Raw genomic sequence first — 22,147 nt, 5'->3', positions numbered from 1 at the left:
GTCCCCCATTCGTAGGAGTCCCGGTGACGCAGAGTGGACAGGGCGAGGAGCCCTCGGCGCGGCCCGCGCGCGAAGGCATCGTGCTGCCCTCGGACGGTGGCGCGCCCCTCCTGCCGGGCACGACCGGCGATCAGCGGCCCGCCCCGGCGGGCGGTCAGGCCTGGGGTCAGCCCTGGGGCCCGGACGGCCCGGGGCAGACCCCGCCCGCGCCGGGCTGGGGCGCGCCCACGGACGCGGGACAGCCCTGGACGGCGCCCGAGCCCCCGCAGTCCGCGCCCGCGCCCGACTGGGGCACCTCGGGGGCGCAGCCGTCCTGGGAGGCCTCCCAGGACCTGCGATCGGGCTGGGACGGCCCGCAGGGGCAGCCCAGCGACTCCGGGTACCCGGTTCAACAGCAGCAGCAGCAGCCGCATCAGCAGCAACCGCATCAGCAGCAGCCGCAGCAGGCGGCCGGCTCCGCGTTCCCCGCGCAGCCGCAGCCGCAGCCGCAGCCGCAGCCGCAGTACGCGCCCGACTCCGGCTTCCAGCCGCAGTCGCAGCAGGCGCCCGCGCCCGGGTTCTCCGCGCCGCACGGCACCGGCGGTGCCGGCCCGCTGCCCCCCGAGGGCGCGCAGGCCTTCCCGCCCGTCCCGGGAGGCGCCCCGCTGCCGCCCGTCGACGAGGGGGCCACGCAGTACCTCCCGCCCGTGCCCGCGGCCCCGGACGAGGGGGCGACCCAGTACCTCCCGCCCGTCCCGGCCGTCGACGAGGGTGCCACCCAGTACATTCCGCCGGTCGCCCCCGGAGCGCTGCCGCCCGAGGTGTCCGCCGACGCGACGCAGTTCCTCGGCCACGGCCCGCAGGCCGGCTCCCGGCCGGCCGCCGACCCCGACGCGCAGGCCACGCAGTACCTCCCGCCCGTGCCCGCGGAGCCCGACGCCGGGTCCTACGGGATACGGCCGGGCGCGCCCGACGAGCGGCAGCCGCCGGCCGAGTTCGACAACCTCTTCCGCAGCGACTCGGCGGGCGCGTCGTCCACCCAGCAGCTGCCGCAGTTCCAGCCGCCGGCCGCGGGAGCGCCGGGAGCGCCGGGTGGTCGCGCGGCCGCCCGGCGCGCCGCGGGTGACGAGGGGGGCGGCCGCGGTGGCCGCACCGGTTCGCGTGTGCCGCTCATCGCCGCCGTCGGCGTGGGCATCGCCGTGCTCGGCATCGGCGCGGGCGCGCTGCTGAGCAGCGGTGGCGGCAGCGAGAGCAAGGGCGACGACAGCAAGCCCGTGTCGGCGAGCGCCCCGGCCAAGGAATCGTCGGCGTCGGCGTCCGCCGACCCGGCGAAGGAACAGGCCGTCGCGCTGGACCAGCTCCTGGCGGACAGCGGCAACAGCCGCGACTCCGTGATCAAGGCGGTCGGCAACGTGCGGACCTGCAACAACCTCGACCAGGCGGCCGGCGATCTGCGGGACGCGGCCAAGCAGCGCGGTGACCTGGTGACCCGCCTGTCCGGCCTCTCCGTCGACAAGCTCCCGAACCACGCCGCGCTGACCGCCGCGCTGACCAGCGCCTGGCAGGCCTCCGCCTCCGCCGACACCCACTACGCGGCCTGGGCCGACCAGGTCAACGGCAAGAAGGGCTGCAAGAAGGGCCAGGCCCGCACCACCGGCCAGACCGTGGCCGGCAACCGGGCGAGCACCACGGCCAGCGCCCAGAAGGTCAAGGCCGCGGGGCTGTGGAACACGATCGCGTCCACGTACGGCCTGACCCAGCGGCAGCCCACCCAGCTCTGAGCCCGGGGCGCCGGCGTCTGCGGGCGCCGGGGCTCAGTACGCGTTGCTCTCCAGGACCTTCGACACATCGACGAAGCCGCGCCGGGCCGCCACCAGCCGGCCCTCGCGTACGACCTGGAAGGTGACGTCGGCGTTGACCACGCGGGGGAAGTCGACGACCGCCGTCATGTCCTCGAAGCGCCAGCTGAGCCTCGGTGTGAGGCCGCCTGTCTCCACCTTGACGCCGTCGTCCAGGGCCCGCCGGACGGTACGGGCGCTCACCTCGCCGTCGAGCGACTCGACGACCTTCTTGAGCACGGTGTACGCGATCCAGGTCGTCTGCACGCCCGCGTCCGCCGGGTCGATCCGGTTGTCGCCGAAGGCGTGCTCGCGGATCACCTTCTTCATCGGCCCCCAGCGCGCGTCGCTCGCGACCGGGTACCAGCCGGTGACGTACGCCCCTTCGTACGGCCCCGACGCGCCGCCCGTCGCGTCGATCACCGACTGGTCGACGCTGCCGAGCACGGACGCGGTGCGCACCGTCGGGTAGTCGTCGCGCTGACGCCGGAAGGAGTCCATGAACGTGTTGGTGCGTTCGTCGAGCGCGGGCACCACACAGCCCTTGTTCAGCGGGTCGGCGCTCGCCCGCCGCAGCGCCTGCCGGGCCTGTCCCGCGAACTCGCTGGCGTCCTCGTCCGCCCGCAGATCGGCGGCGGCCGAGTGGCCGCCCGCCTTCAGGCCGGAGCCGAACAGCACCGGGAGCTGGTCGCCGGCGAAGGTGTCGGGGCGGATGAGGGCGACGGGGCCGCAGCTCTTGCCCAGTTCCTCGCCGAGGCCGGCCAGCAGCGCGGGCTGGCCGCCGTTGACCGGGTAGGACAGGACGCTCTTGAACTCGTCGTCGGTGACGCCGTAGCCGCCGATGTACGGGATGCCCGCCGACTCCAGCGGGGAGAGGAAGGAGCTGGCGTGCTGGCTGTAGGAGCCGACGACCGCGACGGCTCCCTCGTTGACGGCGCGCCGGGCGCACTTCGCCGCATCCACGGTGTCGTTGTGGTCGTTGCAGGTCAGGACCCTGAGCTTGCGGCCGTTCAGGCCACCCTCGGCGTTGACCCAGCGTGCGTACGCCTTCGCCATCGCCGGCATGCCGGGCTCGTTGGTCGCCGTGGTCTTCTCCGGTGCCCAGGTCATGACGGTGACGGTGTCGTCCCCCGAGCCCCCCGTGACACCGGGGACGACACCGCAACCGACGGCGAGCGCCGCACACGCCGCCAGGGCCCCCGCGGACAGCGCCGCGGTCTTGACGGGACGAGGGAGAAAGGAGGTGCGTCGCCTGCCGGTCATGGACACGCACGATTCCGTCACATCACTAATGCAGGTGTGACCATTGGTCAACGAGGGGTGACGCTGAGGTGAATTACGGGGGCTGATGATCTGGTTTTCGCAGGGAACGTACGATCGGTGACCGTGCAAGGTTCGGAGAACTCTTCCCGTCGCGGCCGTCGCTCCTCCACCATGGGCGGCATGCCACTGAACGACATGCCGTGGTGGCGCTGGCGCAGCAATGTGCGCTCCGCGCTGCACATGCTTTCCGACCCCGCGTTCCAGCGTGATGTCTGGCTGGCGGGCGTCGACGGGTACGGGGACGTCACCGACGCCGTGTACCGGCTGGTCGAGGACACCTGGCTGGACAACTGGTCGGCCGAGAAATACGTCGGCACGATATTCCGGGATTCGCAGGAGGCGGCGCTCGTCGACACGGCCGTGCTGCGCGTGCTGCGCATCATGCACCAGGTCGGCCCGGACGCGCCCGTCTCCGCCTACCTCGACCACCATGCGTGGCCGGAGGCCGTCCGGGCCGCCCGCGACGCGCATGTGCGGTTGGCCGTGAGCGACGAGGAGGACCCGGACGTGCCGCCGCGGACGCTCGAGGTGCTGCGGATCCTGACGCGGACCGCGTGAGCCGGACCGCGTGCCGCGGACGGCGTGACCCGAACTGCGTGTCGCCGACTGCGTAGCCCTTCGTGCGGGCGGCCGTCCGGGTGGCGGGACGACCGTCCGGCGCGGGCGCCGGATATGGGACCCTGTCCTGCATGAACGAGCAGTCCGTCCGCGCCGCCGCGCCCGCTGAGCAGTATGTCCTCACCCTCTCCTGCCCGGACAAGCAGGGAATCGTGCACGCCGTGTCGAGCTATCTCTTCATGACCGGCTGCAACATCGAGGACAGTCAGCAGTTCGGCGACCACGACACCGGTCTGTTCTTCATGCGGGTCCACTTCTCGGCGGAGGCGCCGGTGACGGTGGAGAAGCTGCGCGCGAGCTTCACGGCGATCGGCGACGCCTTCCACATGGACTGGCAGATCCACCGGGCCGAGGACCGGATGCGGGTCGTCCTCATGGTCAGCAAGTTCGGCCACTGTCTGAACGACCTGCTCTTCCGCGCCCGGACCGGCGCGCTGCCGGTCGAGATCGCGGCCGTGGTGTCCAATCACACGGACTTCGCGGAGCTTGTGGCGTCGTACGACATCCCCTTCCACCACATTCCGGTGACGAGGGACAACAAGGCGGAGGCCGAGGCGCAGCTGCTGGAGCTGGTCCGCAGCGAGAACATCGAGCTGGTCGTCCTCGCCCGCTATATGCAGGTCCTCTCGGACGACCTGTGCAAGCAGCTCAGCGGCCGGATCATCAACATCCACCACTCCTTCCTGCCGAGCTTCAAGGGTGCGAAGCCGTACCACCAGGCGCACGCCCGCGGTGTGAAGCTCATCGGTGCCACCGCGCACTACGTGACCGCGGACCTCGACGAGGGCCCGATCATCGAGCAGGAGGTCGAGCGGGTGGGCCACGACGTGACGCCGGACCAGCTGGTCGCGATCGGGCGTGACGTGGAGTGCCAGGCGCTGGCGCGTGCGGTGAAGTGGCACGCGGAGCGCCGCATCCTGCTGAACGGCCGCCGCACGGTCGTCTTCGCGTAGGCCTCCGGACCGGTCGGGCGCCCGGACCGGTCGGGCCGTCGGGTCCGTTCGTCCTCGGGTCCGTTCGTCGTCGGGTCCGTTCGTCGTCGGGTCCGTTCGTCGTCGTCCGGGCTTTTTTGGCCGGGCTCACATCCGGCTGAGCGAGGCCGCCGCGAGCAGTACGTCCCTGATCGCCTCCCGGTCGCCGTCCTGCCCGGCGGCCGCCTCCTCCGGTGACACGTGCCCCGCGGCGAGCCGGCAGAACTCCACCCCGTCGAGCGCGACATGAGCGACCTCGTGCGCGGCGGAGCCGGTCGCGGCCGGAGAGTCGAGCGGGATCAGCCACTCGCCGCCGCCCAGACCCTCGATCTCCAGGCGCAGACTGCGGCCGGGCGCGCCCGCCGGGACGAGGTGGCGGGTCCGGCGGGGCGGGGCCGCGAGCCCGGCCCGGCGGCGCTCGGCCAGGGAGACGGGCAGCACCCGGGCCGCCAGGTCGATCATCGTGTGCAGATGGCGCGGGGCGGGCGGGTCGTACGGGTAGTCCACCGCGTCCGCGATGTCGTCCGCGTGCACCCAGCACTCGAAGGCCCGGTCCAGCATGGAGTCGCGCAGCGACAGCTCGAAGCCGCCGTAGGGCACGGGCAGTTTTCCGGAGCCGCCGCCCGCGAACGACACCGTGCGGACGAGGCTGTGGCTCTGCTCCCGCCATGGGCCGCGTACGGAACGGGTGGGCGGGAAGTGGGCGGCCCGCCAGTACGCCTCGGTGCGGGCCGTGGGCGTGCCGTTGCCCGCCGGTGTCCCGGCGAGGGGGTCGTCGAGGCCCAGGGCGACGGCGACCAGTCCGTCGACGGTCAGCAGGTGGGCGATCACTCCGGCCACGGTCGTACGCCGGCTCGCGGGCCGCTGTCCGTCGAACCAGCGCAGCCGCACCGGAGCGTGCCACTCGGCGTCGCCGATGTCCTGGAGCAGCGCGTCGAGCCGCGCGGTCTCCGCGTCGTACGCGGCCGCCCACTTCGGCACCGGGATGCGCGGCGGACGCCGGTCGAGGCAGCCCTCCAGGACGCGGGTGCGCAGGGCGGGATCGAGGTCGAGGCTCTCGGCGGGGTGCAGCAGGCCGACGGCGTCGCGCAGCCGCAGCGCCTCCTCCGCGCAGGGGCCGCAGTCGCCGAGGTGCTCCTCGACGGCCGCGGTCTCCTCCGGCGAGCAGGCGGTCAGCGCCCACGCGCCGAGCAACGACTTCAGCACCCGGTGCTCGAGCACGAGCGGCAGGGGCCCGAGGTCGGGCAACGGCCGCCCGCTGTCCTCGACGGACACCCGCGGTGGCGGTACGCGAGGCAGCCGCCCGGAACCACCGACACCGCTGCCGCCGCTGCCGCCGGCGCCCCCGACGCCCTTGAGCCCGTCGGCTCCGTCGGCACCCTCGGCTCCGTCAGCGCCCTCGGCCCTGCCGGTCCCAGTGACCCCCTTGGCCTCGGCAGTCCCCTCGGTCCCGGTAGTCCCCTCGGTCCCGGGGGTCCCCTTGGGTCCGTCGTGCCGCTCCGTTCCGTTGCCCTCTTCGGCTCCGTCCTGCCCGTCGTGCCTCTCGGCTTCCTCGGACCCTTCGGCTTCCTCGAACCCCTCCGCCCCGCTCACCGTGGCCTCCCGTCCTCGGGCGGTAGCCCGGACGTGCCGGGGTCGTTGGCCGTGGACAGGAGTTGGAGGCCGAGGCGCAGGCGGCGGCGGGCCTCGTCCTCCGTGATGCCGAGGTCGACCGCGGTCTGGCGGTAGTCACGGCGCTGGAAGTACGCGCGCTCCAGCGCGGCCCGCAACGGCGTCGGCATGGACGTGACGATGTAGTCCGCGCGGGCGGCCACCGAGGCGCGCCGCACCCTGCGCTCCAGGTCCTCCGTGGTGCCCCGGCCGCCCCGGGCGAGCGCGGCCGTCTCCGTGGCGCGCAGCCGCTGCACCGCCAGCCGGTGCGTCAGCCCGGCGACCCAGGAGCGCAGCGGACCCTGCTTGGGGTCATATGCGTCCGGGTGCTCCCAGACATGGGCGAACACCTCGCGGGTGATGCGGTCGGCGGCCCGCTCGTCCCCGAGCACCCGGTGGGCGAGGCCGTGCACGAGCGAAGCGAACCGGTCATACAGTTCACCGAGCGCCGCCGCCTCGCCGCGTGCGAGCCGCTGCTGCATCTTGCGGTCCCAGCGGGGCGGTGCGTTCTTCGCCGCCATGCGGCCCCCTCACATGCGCTCGTGCCCGGTGTTCGGCCTGCTCCAGCCTCTGTCCACTGCTTCCTCGAATGTAGTCCGCACGTCTGACAGCGCACGCCCCTTTGCGGCAATGTGCGCCCCTTGACGCGCCGCGGATGGTAGGGGCTCGGCCTTGGCAGCTCCATGACGGCTCCGTGGGATCCCGTGCGGACGATCCGTGCTGCGCCGTGTCTACCCTGGCGCACTCCGATCAGGCACGATCGAATCAGACCGTACGTGATTGAAATGGCTTAACTACCACACGCTTTCGATCGATTACCGGTGTTTCATGGAACGGTGGTGGGGCAGCCGCGCTGGAAGGAAGCGTAGGGATCGATTCCGTTTTCGATCGGCGGGCGAGCGAGCGGAGGGGCGTGGCGGTGGTGTTCAAGGTGACCGAGGGCAAGCGAGGTGACTGGGCCGTCCTCCAGGTGGCGGGCGAGATGGACCTGATGACCTCGCCGGTCATGCGCCAGCGGGTGCACGACGCGGTGGCGGACGGCCACCGCAGTCTGGTCCTCGATCTCTCCGAGGTGCTGTTCTGCGACTCCAGCGGCGTCGGCGTACTGATCGCGACCCGCCGTCTGATCCGCTCCTGCCAGGGCCGGCTGCGCCTCATCCTGCCCGCGCAGGGCGCCGAGGACGGATCGCACGTCAACCGCGTTCTCGCCGCCCTGGGCGTCCGCCGTCTCTTCGACGTCCACCCGGACCTCGCCTCGGCCGTGGACGAGGAAGCCCGCCCCCTGTCCGCGTGATGCCCCTCACACGCCCAGGGGTGCACGGCCACACTGTTGTCCCGGAATTCCCGCAGTCTGGGTACAAGCGCCGGTTTCCCGCTCGCCCGAAGGCCCCGGCGTCGTACGCTCCGTGCCAGACGAACCCCCGGTCCCGCGGAGAGACCGGCTGAGATGTGAAGTAAGGCGGTCCGAAAACACCATGGTCAGCACCGAGTACGAGCGCAAGATCGCTGCCCGGTTCGCCGGCTTCGACCAGGACGGCAACGGCTACATCGACCGTGAGGACTTCAACGCCGCGACCAAGGCGGTCCTCGCCGAGTTCGGTACCCCGGCCCGGTCGGACAAGGGTCAGTCCCTGTATATCGGCGCCGAGGCCTTCTGGCAGGGCATGGCGGGGATAGCGGACCGGGACGGTGACCAGCGCATCACCCGGGAGGAGTTCGTGGGCGGCGCGGTCAAGCGGCTGCGCGACAACCCCGAGCGGTTCGCGGAGATCGCCCGCCCCTTCCTGCACGCGGCCCTCGCCGTCGCGGACACCGACGGGGACGGCGCGGCCACGGTCGACGAGGCCGTACGGGTGCTCAAGGCGCTGGGCGTTCCCGAGGAGATCGCGGCCGCGGCGGCCGGCACCCTCGACGCGGACGCCGACGGCCGGATCGGGGAGGCGGAGGTCGTCTCCGCGTTCGCGCGCTACTTCACGGTGCCGGAGTGAGACTCACCGCGCATAGCGCTCCCTCAGCCGGTACTTGAGCACCTTCCGCAGGGTCTCGTTGCGCGGAAGGGCGTCCACCACCTCCAGCTGCTCCGGCAGCTTGTGGACGGACAGCCCTTCCGCCCGCAGATACGAGGTCATCGCGTCCAGCGTCAACGCCCCCGCTCCCGGCGGCTGTTCGACCACCGCGCAGACCCGCTCCCCGCGCTCCGCGTCCGGCAGACCGATCACGGCGACGTCCCCGACGGCCGGATGCCGGTGCAGCAGATCCTCGATCTCCTTCGCCGAGATGTTCTCGCCCTTGCGGATGATGACGTCCTTGAGGCGGCCGGTCAGCACCAGATGCCCGCTGCCGGTGAGATGGCCCAGGTCGCCGGTACGCAGGAACCCGTCCTCGTCGAAGGCCTCCGCCGTCTGCCGCGGATCCAGATAGCCCTGGCACACCGCCTCCCCGCGCAGCCGTACCTCTCCGTCCACGATCCGTATCTCCATGCCCTCCGGCGGCCGTCCCTCCGTCGTCGCCAGGTTCTCGGCCGTGTCGTCCGGGGAGCCCATCGTGATCATCGGCACCTCGGTCATGCCGTATCCGTGGGTGAGCTGCACGCCCATCTCGCGTACGACACGGTGGTAGACCTCGGGCGGCTTGGGCGCCCCGCCACCCGCCAGCAGCCGCAGCGTCGGGACGACCGGCGTGTCCGGCTGTCGCCGCTGCTCGGCCAGGAAGATCGAGTAGAAGGCCGTCGACCCGCCCGCCACCGTCACCCCGTGCCCCCGGTAGCCCGCCAGCGCGTCCGGCAGCGCGAACTGCTCGAACATCACCGCGGGGAAGCCGTACAGCAGCAGCATCACCGTGTAGTCGGGCCCGGCGATGTGCGCGTACGGGAAGGCCATCGAGCCCACGTCGTCCGCCGTCAGGCGCAGGGCGTGGGCGAGACAGGATCCGCCCGCGATCAGTGAACGGTCCGTGTGCAGTACGCCCTTGGGGTCGGAGGTCGTCCCCGAGGTCCAGTAGATCCAGCGGACGTCGGTGCCCTGGGCGGGCGGGGCGGGCAGCAGCGCGGGGTCGCCGTCGGGCAGGGCGTCGTAGGCCTCGAAGATCCCCTTCGCGCCCAGCCGCCGTGCCATCGCCGTGTGGTCGAACCCCCGCCAGGTGCCCGGCACGGCGAAGAACTCGGCCTTCGACTCCCGCAGCGCGAAGCCGACCTCGCGGTCCCGGTAGAAGGGGATGACCGGCGACTGGACGGCGCCCAGCCGGGCCAGCGCGAAGGACAGCAGCGCGGTCTCGATGCGGGTGGGCAGCTGCCAGGCGACCACCGTGCCGGGGCGTACGCCCATGTCGTACAGGCCGGCGGCCACCCGTTCGGCGCGGTCGCGGAGTTCGCCGAAGCTCAGGGACCGGTCGTCCTGGAGGAGGACGGTCCGGTCGGGGGTGAGGCCGGCGCGGCGGACGACGAGTTCCCAGAGCGTGCCGGAGGTGCTGAGCGCGTGTGCGGTGTCGTTCACGACGGCCCCCTCGTAACTGACGGACAGTCAGATCGTGGCAGAGCGTAAGGCTCGGTGCCTTGCTGGTCCAGGGGTGCGGCACTAGCCTGCTGGTATCCAGTGATCTGACGGACCATCAGAAACTGTTGCCAGGCGGAGGGGACCCATGACCGAACTGCCCCGCATCATCAGCGTCGACGACCATGTGATCGAGCCCGCGCACCTCTTCGAGACCTGGCTGCCGAAGAAGTACCGGGACCGCGGTCCCAAGCCGCTGACCGCCGGAATCGGCGAACTCGCCTACGTCGGCGGCAAGTACCAGATCACCATGGACCCAAAGGGGCCACCCACCGACTGGTGGATCTACGAGGACCTGAAGTTCCCGTACAAACGCAACATCGCCGCCGTCGGCTTCGACCGCGACGAGATGACGCTGGAGGGCATCACGCGCGCGGAGATGCGCCGCGGCTGCTGGGACCCCGTCGAGCGCCTCAAGGACATGGACGCCAACCACGTCGAGGGCTCCCTCTGCTTCCCCACCTTCCCGCGCTTTTGCGGTCAGACCTTCGCCGAGGCGCACGACAAGGAAGTGGCCCTGGCCTGCGTACGCGCCTACAACGACTGGATGGTCGAGGAGTGGTGCGGCGACAGCGGCGGCCGGCTGATCCCGCTCTGTCTGATCCCGCTGTGGGACATCGGCCTGGCGGTCGCCGAGATCAGGCGCAACGCGGCCCGCGGAGTGAAGGCCGTGACCTTCTCCGAGATCCCCACCCACCTGGGCCTGCCGTCCATCCACTCCGGCTACTGGGACCCGTTCTTCGCGGTCTGCCAGGAGACCGGGACGGTCGTGAACATGCACATCGGGAGCAGTTCCCAGATGCCGGCGGCCTCCCCGGACGCACCCCCCGCCGTACAGGCCGCGCTGTCCTTCAACAACGCGATGGCCTCGATGATGGACTTCCTGTTCAGTGGCGTCCTGGTGAAGTTCCCGCGCCTCAAACTCGCCTACTCCGAAGGCCAGATGGGCTGGATCCCGTACGCCCTGGAACGCGCCGACGACGTGTGGGAGGAACACCGCGCCTGGGGAGGGGTCAGGGACCTGATCCCCGAGCCTCCCTCGACGTACTACTACCGGCAGATCTTCTGCTGCTTCTTCCGCGACAAGCACGGCGTCGCGTCGATCGATGTCGTCGGCCGCGACAACGCCACCTTCGAGACCGACTACCCGCATGTCGACTCGACCTTCCCGCACACCAAGGAAGTCGCCCTCGACCACGTCGAGGGCCTCGACGACGAGACGGTCTACAAGCTGATGCGCGGCAACGCGATCCGCATGCTGGACCTGGACCTGGACCGCGACCTCGACCACCTCGGCAACCGCGACCACCTCGGCGCCCGCGACACCCTCAGCAGCCGCGACAAAGCGGACCGGTAGTGGACCTGACCCGCACGCCCGAAGAGGAGGAGTTCCGGGCCGGGCTGAGGACATGGCTGGCGAAGGCGCTGCCCTCGCTGCCGCCGAAGCCGTCCCCCGACGACTGGCCGGCCAGACGGGCGTACGACCTCGGCTGGCAGCGGATGCTGTACGACGCCGGATACGCGGGGCTGCACTGGCCGCTCGACGCGGGCGGCCGGGGCGCCACCCCGACCCAGCACCTGATCTTCCTGGAGGAGACGGAAAAGGCGGGCGCACCCTACGTAGGGGCCAATTTCGTCGGGCTGCTGCACGCCGGACCCACGATCGCCGCCGAGGGCACCCCCGAACAGCGGGCGCGATGGCTGCCGCCCGTGCTGCGCGGCGAGGAGGTGTGGTGCCAGGGGTTCAGCGAACCGGACGCCGGCTCGGACCTCGCGGCGCTGCGCACGCGCGCGTGGCGGGACGGCGACGACTACGTGGTGAGCGGATCCAAGATCTGGACCTCCCACGCGGAGGTCGCGGACTGGTGCGAGCTGCTGGTCCGGACGGATCCGGCGGCGCCGAAGCACCGCGGCATCTCCTGGCTCGCCCTGCGCATGGACGCGCCGGGGGTCACGGTCCGGCCGCTGCGTACGCTCGCGGGCTCGACCGAGTTCGCGGAGGTCTTCCTGGACGACGTCCGCGTACCCGTCGCCCATCGCGTCGGCGCCGAGAACGACGGCTGGCGCGTGACCATGGTGACCCTCTCCTTCGAACGCGGCACGGCGTTCGTCGGCGAGGTCGTCGCCTGCCGGCGGGTACTCGGCGAACTCGCCCGCGAGGCGCACAGGAACGGCCGCTGGGACGATCCGGTGCTGCGCCGGCACCTCGGGAGGCTGAACGCCGAGTTCCGCGCACTGTGGCGGCTCACGCAGTGGAACGTGAGCGAGGCGCAGAGCACCGGGGGAGTGCCGGGCGTCGGCGGGTCCGTCTTCAAGCTGCGGTACTCGCACGCACGGCAGGAGCTGTACGACGCGGCCGCCGAGGTGCTCGGCCCGGACGCGGCGGACCTGGGGCGGGAGTGGACCCTCGACCGGCTGTCGTCGCTGTCGTACACCATCGCGGCCGGCACCTCCCAGATCCAGCGGAACATCGTGGCCGAGCGCATCCTGGGTCTGCCGAAGGGGCGGTGAAGCCGGTGCGGTTCCAACTCACCGAGGATCAGAAGGCGTTGCGGGACGGGGTGCGCGGGCTGCTGGCGGGGCGCTTCGGCCGTGCGGCGCTGCGGGCCGCCGTCGAGGCGCCGGGGCTCGACCGGACGCTGTGGCGGGAGCTGGGCGCGGCGGGGTTCTTCGCGCTGCGGCTGCCGGAGGCGGAGGGCGGGGTCGGGCTCGGCCTGCCCGAGGCGGTGCTGGCGTTCGAGGAGGCCGGACGGTTCCTGCTGCCCGGGCCGCTGGTGGCCACGCATCTCGCGGCGGGGGAGGTGGCCGGGGCGGCCACCGGCGAGACCGTGGTGACGGCCGTGCACGGGGGGCTCGTGGAGTGGCTGACGCAGGCGGACGTCGTACGGGGGGACACGGCGGGAGCCGAGCCCCTGCGGTCGGTGGACCCGCTCACTCCGCTGCACCGGGTACCGGGGACCGCTGAGCCGGCCCCCCTGGTGATGCTTCTGACGGCAGCCGAACAGCTCGGCACCGCCGCGCGCACCTGCGAACTCGCCGTGCAACACGCACGGACCCGTGAGCAGTTCGGGCAGCCGATCGGGGCCTTCCAGGCGGTCAAGCACCTGTGCGCGGAGATGCTGGTGCGGGTCGAGACGGCGCGTGTCGCGGTGTACGCGGCGGCCGTCACCGCCGACCCGCTCGACATCGCCGCGGCCCGGCTGCTCGCCGACGAGGCCGCCGTGCGCGGCACCCGCGACTGCCTCCAGGTGCACGGGGGCATGGGGTTCACCTGGGAGTCCGACGTACATCTGTACCTGAAACGGGCATGGGTGCGGACGCAACGTGGAGAATCAGTCACGGAGAGTGAGGAGAGGTTGGCGAGGGAGTTGCTGTCCGGGACGGGCTGACAGGGCCTCTGGGCTGGGACTCTTCGGGACGCTCGGCGGCAGATGTCGCGGATTGTGGCATACCGGAACTACGGAGCGTTGATATCGGGTTGTGTCCTAGGCGTGACTTGTCACGGCCTGGAGTCGGCGTCGTGCTCCGGTACCTTGTGTGGGATGCGAGTGGTTCTGAGACCGAGCCATCCCGGTGCGGCCCCTGTGACGGTGCCGGATCCGGCGATGTGCGCCGCTCGCGGGGCGGGGCGGTCGCCCGTCACCGCCTGTTCGACTCCCCGTGGCAAGCGTCGCACAGTATGCCGCACGCGTACTCCTTCGCGCTGGAATATGCCCGAAGCGCTTGTTGGGGTGACTGTACGTCAACCATGCTGTCTCGTAAGGGAATCACAGTCCGTGATCCCAGTTCTGCCCATGGTTCTGCGCATGCAGACAATGACCACGATCGTGGCCCTTGCGAGGCGCGAGGCGATGTGTCCGCCGGTTCGGATGGTGTGAGCGGTGCAGGTGCTTCAAGTGCAGCTGGAGATCCGGCCCGACCCCGCAGAGGTGGGGCGGGCCCGCAGATGGGCTCGTTCGCGGCTCGTCGGGTCCGGGATAGAGGCCGACGAGCCGCTGTCGGAGACGCTGATCCTGCTGGTCTCCGAACTGGTCACCAACGCCGTGGTGCACACCGGCTGCCCGGCCGTGCTGCGGCTGCTGCTGACGGGCGTGCGCGACGACTCCTCCGGGGCCCCGTCGGGCACGGTCCGCCTGGAGGTGGCCGACTTGAGCGCCTGCCCGCCGGCCCCCCGGCATGCGGAGGGTGACGAGACGGGCGGCCGCGGCCTGGAACTGGTCGACGGCCTCGCCGACCGCTGGGGCTGGACCCCCGAGGGCGCGGGCAAGCGCATCTGGTGCGAGCTGGACCGCTGCGCTGCGGCGACGGAGGGCGCGGCCGTGTCCTACAGCGGGGACGCGTCGTGCGGTGTGGACGCGTCGTGCGCCGGGGAAGTGGCGACGTCGTACAAGGGTTTCGCCTACGAGGCCGTGTAAGGGCTTCGCGAACGAGGCCGTGTACGAGCTTCGCGCGCGAGGCCGTGCGGAGGCTTCGCTGACGAGGCTGTGTGGGACCTCGCCTACGAGGCGGTGCGGGGACGCGCCTACGAGGCGGTGCTGAGCGGGCGTTGCCCGTGCGGCCGGTTCGGGTGACCCGGCGCGCGGGGGCGGTCGGGCGCGAGTGCATGCGCCTGGGCATACGGCCGCACGGGCTCTGCTGCCGCGGGGCGGCCATGGCTGAATGCGCCGGGATGTGCTCCCGTACGCGCCGTCACAAATAGGGCCTAAGTGATAATTCCCCGAACGGGTGTTGACGTGACGTGTCCGTTTGATCACGCTTGTGTTCAGCGATTCGCCGCGAGGGGACGTCGAGGGCTTCGGTGACGGGAGCCCTTGGCGAGTGCGGGTCGCGATTCGGCGTCGGCTCCTACCGGGGCATCAGGAGCAGGGCGGGCACGCCGGAGTCGGATGGCGGCGCGCAGTGCCGTGCTCGGGGCGAGCAGTGCCGCGCCGCCAGCCGACCCTTCTTCCCTCGCCCGCCTCCCCCTGCCTACAGGATCGCGACCGGTGCCACCGGGGTCCCCGTGCCGCCGACGAACGGTTCGGGCATCGCCGACAGCAGGAAGCAGTAACGCTCTTCTTGTCCACAGGCTGTGGACAACTCTTCGAGATTCCAGTTCTGACCCTGCAACATCCCCATTTCGACCAGATCGAGCGCGTGTACGGGCAGCCACAAATCATCGATCTCGGGCGGAAATATCTCAAAGGTGAGCGTGTCGTTCGCGACGGCGGCCACATCGCGTGCGTGGAACCACTCCGGAGTGCGCACGGACAGCCCCGGCGACGGATATCCGTACGCGTCCTTGGCGCCCGCGAGGTACGTCTGGATCTGCCCGGTCCGCACGAGCGCGATGTCGCCGGGCCGTACGCGCGTCCCGGCGAGTTCCTCGGCGGCGTCCAGGTCCTCCGGGGTGACGGCGTGTCCGCCCGCCAGCCGGTCCACGCCACGCGCGCGTGCCACGTCGAGCAGCACCCCGCGCGAGACGATGTGCCGCGGCTTGTCGATCCCGCTGAACTCGGCGCCGCCGTGCGGGGTGATGGTGTCCGCCGGGCGGCCGTTGTAGATCTTCCCGGAGTGCGAGACATGGGTGAGCGCGTCCCAGTGGGTGGCCGCCTGGAGTCCCATGGTCACGGCGTCGTCGCTGCACGCGACCGTGCCGGGACCGAAGATCTCCTGGTTGATCTGCACCATCACATGCAGTGGATTGACCCGCCCCGGAATCAGACCGGTCTGGACGCCGTCCTCGCGGAGCGGGAGGGCGAGGGGGACGCGGCGCCCGGTGCGGACGGTGGCCGCGGCCTCCCGTACCACCTCGTCGGTGATCAGGTTCAGGGTGCCGATCTCGTCGTCGGCGCCCCAACGCCCCCAGTTGTTCACGCGTTTGGCGATGTCGTGGAACGCGGGATGAAGTGCCGGCCGTGACATGAGTCCTCCGCGGGGCTTGTCTCCAGGTATCCGACGGGTCATAAAATCTAACGGTCCGTCAGAAACCGCGGGAAGGGGCCGGGCGTGGGGAACTTCTTGGCAGGCAAGGTCGTCGCCGTGACCGGCGCGGGCCGGGGAATCGGACGGGCGGTGGCGCTGGCCGCGGCGGCCGGCGGGGCGCGCGTCGTCGTCAACGACCACGGGGTGTCCGTCGAGGGCGCCGAGCCGACGAGCGCCGTCGCCGAAGGCGTGGCCAAGGAGATCGTGGCGGCGGGCGGCGAGGCGGTCGCGGTGGCCGACGACATCTCGACGATGGCGGGCGGACAGCGGGTGGTGGACGCCGCGGTGACGTCGTACGGCCGTATCGACGGTGTGGTGTGCGTGGCGGGCATCCTGCGCGAACGGATGCTGTTCAACATGACCGAGGAGGAGTGGGACCCGGTCGTCGCCACCCATCTGAAGGGCACGTTCACCGTCTTCCGCGCGGCCTCGGCGGTGATGCGCCGGCAGGGCTCGGGCACGCTCATCGGCTTCACCAGCGGCAACCACCAGGGCTCGGTCTCCCAGGCCAACTACAGCGCCGCGAAGGGCGGGATCATCTCGCTGGTGCGCAGCGCCGCGCTCGGCCTGCACAAGTACGGGGTGACCGCCAACGCCGTCGCCCCCGTGGCCCGTACGCGCATGTCGGCGAAGGTACCGATGGAGCTGAAGGAGATCGGCGAACCGGAGGACGTCGCCGCGCTGGTGGTGTACCTGCTCTCGGAGCGGGCGCGGCAGGAGCGGATCACCGGGCAGGTCTACACGATCGCCGGTCCCAAGATCGCCGTCTGGGCCCAGCCGCGCGAGCTGCGCGCCGGGTACGCGGAGGGCTCCTGGACGCCGGAGAAGATCGCGGACTTTCTGCCCGGGACGGTCGGGACGGATCCGATGCCGCTGCTCCAGCAGGTGGAGGCGATGGCGCGGGCGGCCGCGAAACGCTCCGCCGGGTGAGGGGGAGAGCCGTGGAGTTCGGATTCGACGCCGAGGACGAGGTCTTCCGTACCGAGGTGCGTGGCTGGCTGTCGGCGCAGCTCACCGGTGACATGGGCCGGCGCGACTGGGAACGGCGGCTCGGCGGTGCCGGCTGGATCGGGCTCGGCTGGCCCGAGGACGGCTACGGCAACCGTCGCGTGAGCCTGACGCGGCAGGTCGTCTGGGCCGAGGAGTACGCCCGTTCGGGCGCCCCCGCCCGCTCCGGTCACATCGGCGAGAACCTCCTCGCGCCCACCCTCATCGCCCACGGCACCCCCGAGCAGAAGGACCGCTTCCTGCCCCCGGTGGCCCGCGGCGAGGAACTCTGGTGCCAGGGCTACAGCGAACCCGGCGCGGGCTCGGACCTGGCCGGCGTGCGCACCGCGGCCGCACGGGACGGGGACGCGTACCGTGTGACCGGCCAGAAGATCTGGACCTCCCTCGCCCACGAGGCCGACTGGTGCTTCGTCCTCGCCCGCACCGAACCCGGCTCGCGCCGTCACCACGGGCTGACCTTCCTCCTCGTGCCGATGGATCAGCCAGGCCGTATCGAGGTCCGGCCGATTCGCCAGCTGACCGGCACCAGCGAGTTCAACGAGGTCTTCTTCGACGGCGCGGTGGCGCGGGCCGCGCATGTCGTCGGCGGCGAGGGCAACGGCTGGCGCGTCGCCATGGGCCTGCTCGGCTTCGAGCGGGGCGTGTCGACGCTCGCCCAGCAGATCGGCTTCGCCGCGGAACTGGGGCGCGTGGTGCGCACGGCGGTGGCGAACGGCGCCGCGGACGACCCCGTCGTACGCGACCGGCTCGTACGGCAGTGGGCGCTGCTGCGCACGATGCGCTGGAACGCGCTGCGCACCCTCGGCAACGCGGCGGATGCCGGCGCCCCCAGCGTGGCCAAGCTGCTGTGGGGCCGCTGGCATCAGCAGCTGGGCGAACTCGCCATGCAGGTGCGGGGCGCGGCGGGGGCGGTCGGTCCGGCGGACTGGTCGCCGTCGGCACCGTACGAACTGGACGCGTACCAGCAGCTGTTCCTCTTCAGCAGGGCCGACACCATCTACGGCGGCTCGGACGAGATCCAGCGCACCATCATCGCCGAGCGCGTGCTCGGCCTGCCGAAGGAACCCAGGGGACCCGAGGGATAGGGAGGCGGCGCGATGCGCGGAGTGGTCTTCGACGGAAAGCAGACCCAGGTCGTGGACGATCTGGAGATACGGGAGCCGGGACCCGGCGAGGTGGCGGTGGCGATCTCCGCGGCCGGGCTCTGCCACAGCGATCTGTCCGTGGTGGACGGGACCATACCGTTCCCGGTTCCTGTGGTGCTGGGCCATGAGGGCGCGGGGGTGGTGGAGGCCGTGGGCAGTGGCGTCACCCATGTCCGGCCCGGAGACCATGTGGCGCTGTCCACGCTCGCGAACTGCGGTGCGTGCGCGGAGTGCGACCGGGGGCGGCCGACGATGTGCCGCAAGGCGATCGGGCGGCCGCAGCAGCCGTTCGCGCGCGGCGGCCGGCCGCTGTACCAGTTCGCGGCCAACTCGGCCTTCGCGGAACGGACCGTGGTGAAGGCGGTGCAGGCCGTCCGGATCCCGAAGGACATTCCCCTGCCCTCCGCGGCGCTGATCGGCTGCGGGGTGCTGACGGGCGTGGGCGCCGTGCTCAACCGCGCGCGCGTGGAGCACGGCGACAGCGTGCTGGTCATCGGCACGGGCGGGATCGGCCTCAATGTCCTCCAGGGCGCGCGGATCGCGGGTGCCCTGACGATCGTCGCGGTGGACGCGAACCCGGCGAAGGAGGCGGTGGCCCGCCAGTTCGGCGCGACGCACTTCCTGACCTCGACGGAGGGGGTGAGGGACATCCTGCCCACGGGCGCGGACCACGCCTTCGAGTGCGTGGGCCGGGCCGCACTCATCCGTCAGGCCGTCGACCTGCTGGACCGCCACGGCCAGGCGGTGCTCCTCGGCGTACCGCCCGCGACGGCCGAGGCGTCCTTCCTCGTCTCCTCGCTGTTCCTGGACAAGTCGATCCTCGGCTGCCGCTACGGGTCCTCGCGGCCGCAGCGGGACATCGCGCTCTACGCGGACCTCTACCGGGAGGGCCGGCTGCTGCTGGACGAGTTGGTCACGGCGACGTACCCCGTGGAGGACTTCGAGAAGGCGGCGGCCGACGCGCATGAGGGGAGGGTGGCGCGGGCGGTGCTGACGTTCTGAAGCCCGGGTGCCGGGTGCCGGGTGCCGGGCGCCGGGTCCGTCAGGCGAGGCCGGCGGGGCTGGTGCCGCTCCCCGTTCGGAACGTACGCCGGTACGCGGTCGGGGTGACCCCGAGCGCGGCCTGGAGGTGCTGGCGCATCGACTGGGCCGTGCCGAAGCCGGCGTCGCGGGCCACCTGGTCGATGGAGAGGTCGCTGGACTCCAGCAGGTGGCGGGCGTGTTCGACGCGCTGCTGGGTGAGCCACTGCCCGGGGCTGACGCCGACCTCCTCACGGAAGCGGCGCGTGAAGGTGCGGACCGACATGGCCTCCTGCTCGGCCATGTCGCGCAGCTGGATCGGTTCGTGCAGCCGGCCGAGCGCCCAGGCGCGGGCGGCGGTCGTCGTCGCGACCTGCGGCTCGGGCACGGGACGCCGGATGTACTGCGCCTGCCCGCCGTCGCGGTGCGGGGGTACGACGGTACGGCGGGCCACCTCGTTGGCGACGGCGGCGCCGTGGTCGCGGCGTACGAGATGCAGGCACAGGTCGATGCCGGACGCGACGCCGGCCGAGGTCAGGACGTCGCCGTCGTCCACGAAGAGCACATCGGCGTCGACCCGGATCTTCGGGAAGAGCCCCTGGAAGTGTTCGGCGTGGTACCAGTGCGTGGTGGCCGGGCGGCCGTCGAGGTAGCCGGCGGCGGCGAGGACGTACCCGCCGGTGCAGATGGAGACGAGCCGGGTGCCGGGGCGGATGTGGGCGAGGGCGGCGGCGAGTTCGGGGGTCAGTACGCCTTCCTCGTGGACGGGTCCGAGTTCGTAGGAGGCGGGGACGACGACGGTGTCGGCGGTGGCCAGGGTCTCGGGGCCGTGCGCGACGAGGACGGCGAAGTCGGCGTCCGTGTCGACCGGGCCCGGCGGCCGCACCGAGCAGGTGACGACCTCGTACAGCGGCCGCCCGTCCGCGTCCCGCGCCTTGCCGAAGATGCGCTGCGGGATGCCCAGCTCGAAGGGGATCAGCCCGTCGAGGGCGAGGACGACGACGCGGTGCAGCGGGGATGCCTTCGGATCGGCCATGGCCCAATCCTAACGAATGCTGTCCTTCGGGCCACTCGTTCAGGATCGGCGCACGCCGGAAGCTCTATGACGTGACCCAGACAACGGACGCCATCGCCGCTTCGCAGGAGCCCCCCGCCCCACGACGAACCCGTATCCACCGCGCCTGGTTCGTCGCGGCCGTCACCTTTGTGACGATCATCGGCGCGGCTGCCTTCCGTTCGCTGCCGGGGCTGCTGATCGACCCGCTGCACCAGGAGTTCCACTGGTCGCGCGGCACGATCAGCGCGGCGGTCTCGATCAACCTCGCGCTGTACGGGCTCACGGCGCCCTTCGCGGCCGCGCTGATGGACCGCTTCGGCATCCGGCGCGTGGTCGCGGTCGCCCTGGTCGTGATCGCGGGCGGCTCGGGCCTGACGGTGTGGATGACGGCGGCCTGGCAACTGCTTCTGTGCTGGGGTCTGTTGGTGGGGCTGGGCTCCGGCTCGATGGCCCTCGCCTTCGCGGCGACGGTCACGAACCGCTGGTTCACCGAGCGCAAGGGCCTGGTGACGGGCATCCTGACGGCGGCCTCTGCGTCGGGCCAGCTGATCTTCCTCCCGCTCCTGTCCTGGATCGTCACCGAGCACGACTGGCGTCCGGCCGCGGTGACGGTCTCCCTCGCGGCCCTCGCGGTCGTCCCCTTCGTCTGGCTGCTGCTGCGGGACCACCCGGCGGACGTGGGCGTGAAGCCGTACGGGGCGACGGAGTTCGTGGAGAAGCCCGCGCCGATGCCGGGGGCCGCCCGGCGCGCGGTGACCGTCCTGCTCTCCGCGGTCCGCACCGGACCCTTCTGGCTGCTGGCCGGGTCCTTCGCGATCTGCGGCGCCTCGACGAACGGCCTGATCCAGACGCACTTCGTGCCCGCGGCCCACGACCACCACATGCCGATCACGGCGGCGGCCTCGCTGCTCGCGGTCATCGGCGTGTTCGACGTGGTCGGCACGATCGCCTCCGGCTGGTTCACCGACCGCTTCGAGCCGCGCCGTCTGCTGGCGGTCTACTACGCGCTGCGCGGCATCTCCCTCCTCTTCCTCCCCATGCTCCTGCACCCCACCGTGCACCCTCCGATGATCTTCTTCATCGTCTTCTACGGCCTCGACTGGGTCGCCACGGTCCCGCCCACCCTGGCCCTGTGCCGTGAGCAGTACGGCGAGGACAGCGCCATCGTCTTCGGCTGGGTCCTCGCCTCCCACCAGGTCGGCGCCGCCCTCGTCGCCTTCCTCGGCGGCCTCGCCCGGGACCTGCTCGGCTCGTACGACGTGGTCTGGTACGCGTCCGGCGCCCTGTGCGCGGCGGCGGCCCTGATGGCCCTGGTGATCAGGCGGCGGCCGGTGCGGGGGGTGGTGGCTGCGGCGGCCTGATGCGGGGGGTGGTGGCTGTGGCGGTTCGAGTTTCGTCGCTCGGCACTCGTCAGAGGAACCGGCCGCGGTGGAAGAGGAGCGGCTCCTGATGGGTGTCGCTCGTCCCCAGGGACTGGACCCTGCCCACCACGATCAGATGGTCGCCGCCCAGGTGGACCGCGTGGACCGCGCAGTCGATCCAGGCGAGGGAGCCGCTCAGCCGCGGGGAACCGGAGAAGGGCGCCGCGTCGTACCCGACCCCGGCGAACTTGTCCGCGCCGCTCACCGCGAAGCCGCGGCACAGATCGGCCTGGTGGGCTCCCAGTACGTTCACGCAGAACACGCCCGCGCGGGCGATCCGGGGCCAGGTCGTCGACGTCCGGCCGACCATGAACGCGACCAGCGGCGGGTCCAGGGAGAGGGACGAGAAGGACTGGCAGGCGAAGCCCGCCGGGCCCTGCTCCCCGGGTGCCGTGATCACCGTGACGCCGGTCGCGAAGGTGCCGAGGACGCGCCGGAACTCGGTCGGGTCGAGCGGCGCCCGCTCGTCGTCCCGGACCGCCCGCAGCTGGGGGCGGGGCGGCGTCCCGACGGGCTCCGCGACGGTGGGGGCCCCGGCCGACCTGAGGTAACGGACGGCGGCTGCCGCCATCCCTGCGTGTCCCATCACGTCACCATTGAAGCTG

General features: G+C 71.9%; 20 protein-coding genes. 13 read left to right on the top strand and 7 right to left on the bottom strand.

Annotation, left to right across the window (positions count from 1 at the left end):
* Positions 1 to 23: 23 nt before the first annotated feature.
* Entirely contained in the window at positions 24 to 1,760 is a 1,737-nt protein-coding gene (locus SAVERM_RS19885; RefSeq protein WP_037644694.1) for a hypothetical protein, read from the top strand.
* A 33-nt stretch (positions 1,761 to 1,793) separates the two neighbouring features.
* Here SAVERM_RS19885 and SAVERM_RS19880 read toward each other — a convergent pair whose 3' ends face one another.
* Positions 1,794 to 3,080, bottom strand: coding sequence for an ABC transporter substrate-binding protein (locus tag SAVERM_RS19880; protein WP_010985279.1), 1,287 nt, complete (start codon positions 3,078 to 3,080; stop codon positions 1,794 to 1,796).
* A gap of 117 nt (positions 3,081 to 3,197) precedes the next feature.
* Here SAVERM_RS19880 and SAVERM_RS19875 point away from each other — a divergent pair, with 117 nt between their 5' ends.
* Both SAVERM_RS19875 and purU read left to right on the top strand, forming a co-directional pair.
* A complete protein-coding gene (locus SAVERM_RS19875) occupies positions 3,198 to 3,698 on the top strand; it encodes an SCO4402 family protein (protein ID WP_010985278.1) in 501 nt (166 codons plus the stop codon).
* Between the two features lie 131 nt (positions 3,699 to 3,829).
* On the top strand, positions 3,830 to 4,711 hold the full coding sequence (purU, locus tag SAVERM_RS19870; protein WP_010985277.1) for a formyltetrahydrofolate deformylase: 882 nt from the start codon (positions 3,830 to 3,832) through the stop codon (positions 4,709 to 4,711).
* Between the two features lie 126 nt (positions 4,712 to 4,837).
* Here purU and SAVERM_RS19865 read toward each other — a convergent pair whose 3' ends face one another.
* Complete coding sequence (locus SAVERM_RS19865; RefSeq protein WP_010985276.1) at positions 4,838 to 6,322, bottom strand: maleylpyruvate isomerase N-terminal domain-containing protein; 1,485 nt, start codon at positions 6,320 to 6,322, stop codon at positions 4,838 to 4,840.
* Positions 6,319 to 6,900 (bottom strand): sigma factor, encoded by a 582-nt coding sequence (locus tag SAVERM_RS19860; RefSeq protein WP_010985275.1) that lies wholly within the window; start codon positions 6,898 to 6,900, stop codon positions 6,319 to 6,321. The genes SAVERM_RS19865 and SAVERM_RS19860 overlap by 4 nt, the downstream gene beginning before the upstream one ends.
* Before the next feature lie 392 nt (positions 6,901 to 7,292).
* On the opposite strand from SAVERM_RS19860, the gene SAVERM_RS19855 reads away from it, so the two are divergent.
* Together SAVERM_RS19855 and SAVERM_RS19850 are read left to right on the top strand one after the other, a co-directional pair.
* Positions 7,293 to 7,673: an STAS domain-containing protein gene (locus SAVERM_RS19855; RefSeq protein ID WP_010985274.1), complete on the top strand. Its 381-nt coding sequence runs from the start codon at positions 7,293 to 7,295 to the stop codon at positions 7,671 to 7,673.
* Positions 7,674 to 7,854: 181 nt separating this feature from the next.
* On the top strand, positions 7,855 to 8,367 hold the full coding sequence (locus SAVERM_RS19850; protein ID WP_010985273.1) for an EF-hand domain-containing protein: 513 nt from the start codon (positions 7,855 to 7,857) through the stop codon (positions 8,365 to 8,367).
* 3 nt (positions 8,368 to 8,370) lie between these two features.
* Here SAVERM_RS19850 and SAVERM_RS19845 read toward each other — a convergent pair whose 3' ends face one another.
* Positions 8,371 to 9,870, bottom strand: coding sequence for a class I adenylate-forming enzyme family protein (locus tag SAVERM_RS19845; protein WP_010985272.1), 1,500 nt, complete (start codon positions 9,868 to 9,870; stop codon positions 8,371 to 8,373).
* A 145-nt stretch (positions 9,871 to 10,015) separates the two neighbouring features.
* On the opposite strand from SAVERM_RS19845, the gene SAVERM_RS19840 reads away from it, so the two are divergent.
* The 4 genes from SAVERM_RS19840 (at position 10,016) to SAVERM_RS19825 (ending at position 14,342) form a co-directional block, all read left to right on the top strand.
* Positions 10,016 to 11,284, top strand: a complete 1,269-nt coding sequence (locus SAVERM_RS19840; protein WP_010985271.1) for an amidohydrolase family protein — start codon at positions 10,016 to 10,018, stop codon at positions 11,282 to 11,284.
* Positions 11,284 to 12,438 (top strand): acyl-CoA dehydrogenase, encoded by a 1,155-nt coding sequence (locus SAVERM_RS19835; protein ID WP_010985270.1) that lies wholly within the window; start codon positions 11,284 to 11,286, stop codon positions 12,436 to 12,438. Before SAVERM_RS19840 ends, SAVERM_RS19835 begins: the two co-directional genes overlap by 1 nt.
* Positions 12,439 to 12,443: 5 nt before the next feature.
* Positions 12,444 to 13,316: an acyl-CoA dehydrogenase family protein gene (locus SAVERM_RS19830; RefSeq protein WP_010985269.1), complete on the top strand. Its 873-nt coding sequence runs from the start codon at positions 12,444 to 12,446 to the stop codon at positions 13,314 to 13,316.
* Positions 13,317 to 13,808: 492 nt separating this feature from the next.
* Complete coding sequence (locus SAVERM_RS19825; protein WP_010985268.1) at positions 13,809 to 14,342, top strand: ATP-binding protein; 534 nt, start codon at positions 13,809 to 13,811, stop codon at positions 14,340 to 14,342.
* A 553-nt stretch (positions 14,343 to 14,895) separates the two neighbouring features.
* Here the strand turns inward: SAVERM_RS19825 and SAVERM_RS19820 are convergent.
* Positions 14,896 to 15,831 carry a cyclase family protein gene (locus SAVERM_RS19820; RefSeq protein ID WP_010985267.1) on the bottom strand — a complete coding sequence of 312 codons (936 nt, stop codon included), beginning with the start codon at positions 15,829 to 15,831 and terminating at the stop codon, positions 14,896 to 14,898.
* 84 nt (positions 15,832 to 15,915) lie between these two features.
* Between SAVERM_RS19820 and SAVERM_RS19815 the strand changes: the two genes are divergently transcribed.
* From SAVERM_RS19815 to SAVERM_RS19805, 3 genes are read left to right on the top strand one after another with little or no spacing between them, the layout of a single operon-like run.
* Positions 15,916 to 16,821 carry an SDR family oxidoreductase gene (locus tag SAVERM_RS19815; protein WP_010985266.1) on the top strand — a complete coding sequence of 302 codons (906 nt, stop codon included), beginning with the start codon at positions 15,916 to 15,918 and terminating at the stop codon, positions 16,819 to 16,821.
* A gap of 11 nt (positions 16,822 to 16,832) precedes the next feature.
* Positions 16,833 to 17,984 carry an acyl-CoA dehydrogenase family protein gene (locus SAVERM_RS19810; RefSeq protein WP_010985265.1) on the top strand — a complete coding sequence of 384 codons (1,152 nt, stop codon included), beginning with the start codon at positions 16,833 to 16,835 and terminating at the stop codon, positions 17,982 to 17,984.
* A gap of 12 nt (positions 17,985 to 17,996) precedes the next feature.
* A complete protein-coding gene (locus SAVERM_RS19805; protein ID WP_010985264.1) occupies positions 17,997 to 19,046 on the top strand; it encodes a Zn-dependent alcohol dehydrogenase in 1,050 nt (349 codons plus the stop codon).
* Between the two features lie 40 nt (positions 19,047 to 19,086).
* Here the strand turns inward: SAVERM_RS19805 and SAVERM_RS19800 are convergent, their stop codons facing one another.
* Complete coding sequence (locus SAVERM_RS19800; RefSeq protein WP_010985263.1) at positions 19,087 to 20,100, bottom strand: GlxA family transcriptional regulator; 1,014 nt, start codon at positions 20,098 to 20,100, stop codon at positions 19,087 to 19,089.
* Positions 20,101 to 20,171: 71 nt separating this feature from the next.
* On the opposite strand from SAVERM_RS19800, the gene SAVERM_RS19795 reads away from it, so the two are divergent.
* Positions 20,172 to 21,482, top strand: a complete 1,311-nt coding sequence (locus SAVERM_RS19795) for an MFS transporter (protein ID WP_010985262.1) — start codon at positions 20,172 to 20,174, stop codon at positions 21,480 to 21,482.
* 49 nt (positions 21,483 to 21,531) lie between these two features.
* On the opposite strand, the gene SAVERM_RS19790 is transcribed toward SAVERM_RS19795, so the two are convergent.
* Positions 21,532 to 22,128 (bottom strand): flavin reductase family protein, encoded by a 597-nt coding sequence (locus tag SAVERM_RS19790; protein WP_202497464.1) that lies wholly within the window; start codon positions 22,126 to 22,128, stop codon positions 21,532 to 21,534.
* Positions 22,129 to 22,147 lie beyond the last annotated feature (19 nt).

Origin of the sequence: Streptomyces avermitilis MA-4680 = NBRC 14893, from assembly GCF_000009765.2 — a bacterium.
GTDB lineage: Bacteria > Actinomycetota > Actinomycetes > Streptomycetales > Streptomycetaceae > Streptomyces > Streptomyces avermitilis.
Note: the sequence above shows the minus strand (reverse complement) of the source record. Positions and strands in the feature narration are given on the sequence as shown.

What these genes read in the sequence shown, in the direction of transcription:
- SAVERM_RS19800 (WP_010985263.1), bottom strand. Translation starts at nt 20,100, where the DNA reads ATGGCCGATCCGAAGGCATCCCCGCTGCACCGCGTCGTCGTCCTCGCC.
- SAVERM_RS19880 (WP_010985279.1), bottom strand. Translation starts at nt 3,080, where the DNA reads ATGACCGGCAGGCGACGCACCTCCTTTCTCCCTCGTCCCGTCAAGACC.
- SAVERM_RS19850 (WP_010985273.1), top strand. Translation starts at nt 7,855, where the DNA reads ATGGTCAGCACCGAGTACGAGCGCAAGATCGCTGCCCGGTTCGCCGGC.
- SAVERM_RS19840 (WP_010985271.1), top strand. Translation starts at nt 10,016, where the DNA reads ATGACCGAACTGCCCCGCATCATCAGCGTCGACGACCATGTGATCGAG.
- purU (WP_010985277.1), top strand. Translation starts at nt 3,830, where the DNA reads ATGAACGAGCAGTCCGTCCGCGCCGCCGCGCCCGCTGAGCAGTATGTC.
- SAVERM_RS19790 (WP_202497464.1), bottom strand. Translation starts at nt 22,128, where the DNA reads ATGGGACACGCAGGGATGGCGGCAGCCGCCGTCCGTTACCTCAGGTCG.
- SAVERM_RS19860 (WP_010985275.1), bottom strand. Translation starts at nt 6,900, where the DNA reads ATGGCGGCGAAGAACGCACCGCCCCGCTGGGACCGCAAGATGCAGCAG.
- SAVERM_RS19820 (WP_010985267.1), bottom strand. Translation starts at nt 15,831, where the DNA reads ATGTCACGGCCGGCACTTCATCCCGCGTTCCACGACATCGCCAAACGC.
- SAVERM_RS19805 (WP_010985264.1), top strand. Translation starts at nt 17,997, where the DNA reads ATGCGCGGAGTGGTCTTCGACGGAAAGCAGACCCAGGTCGTGGACGAT.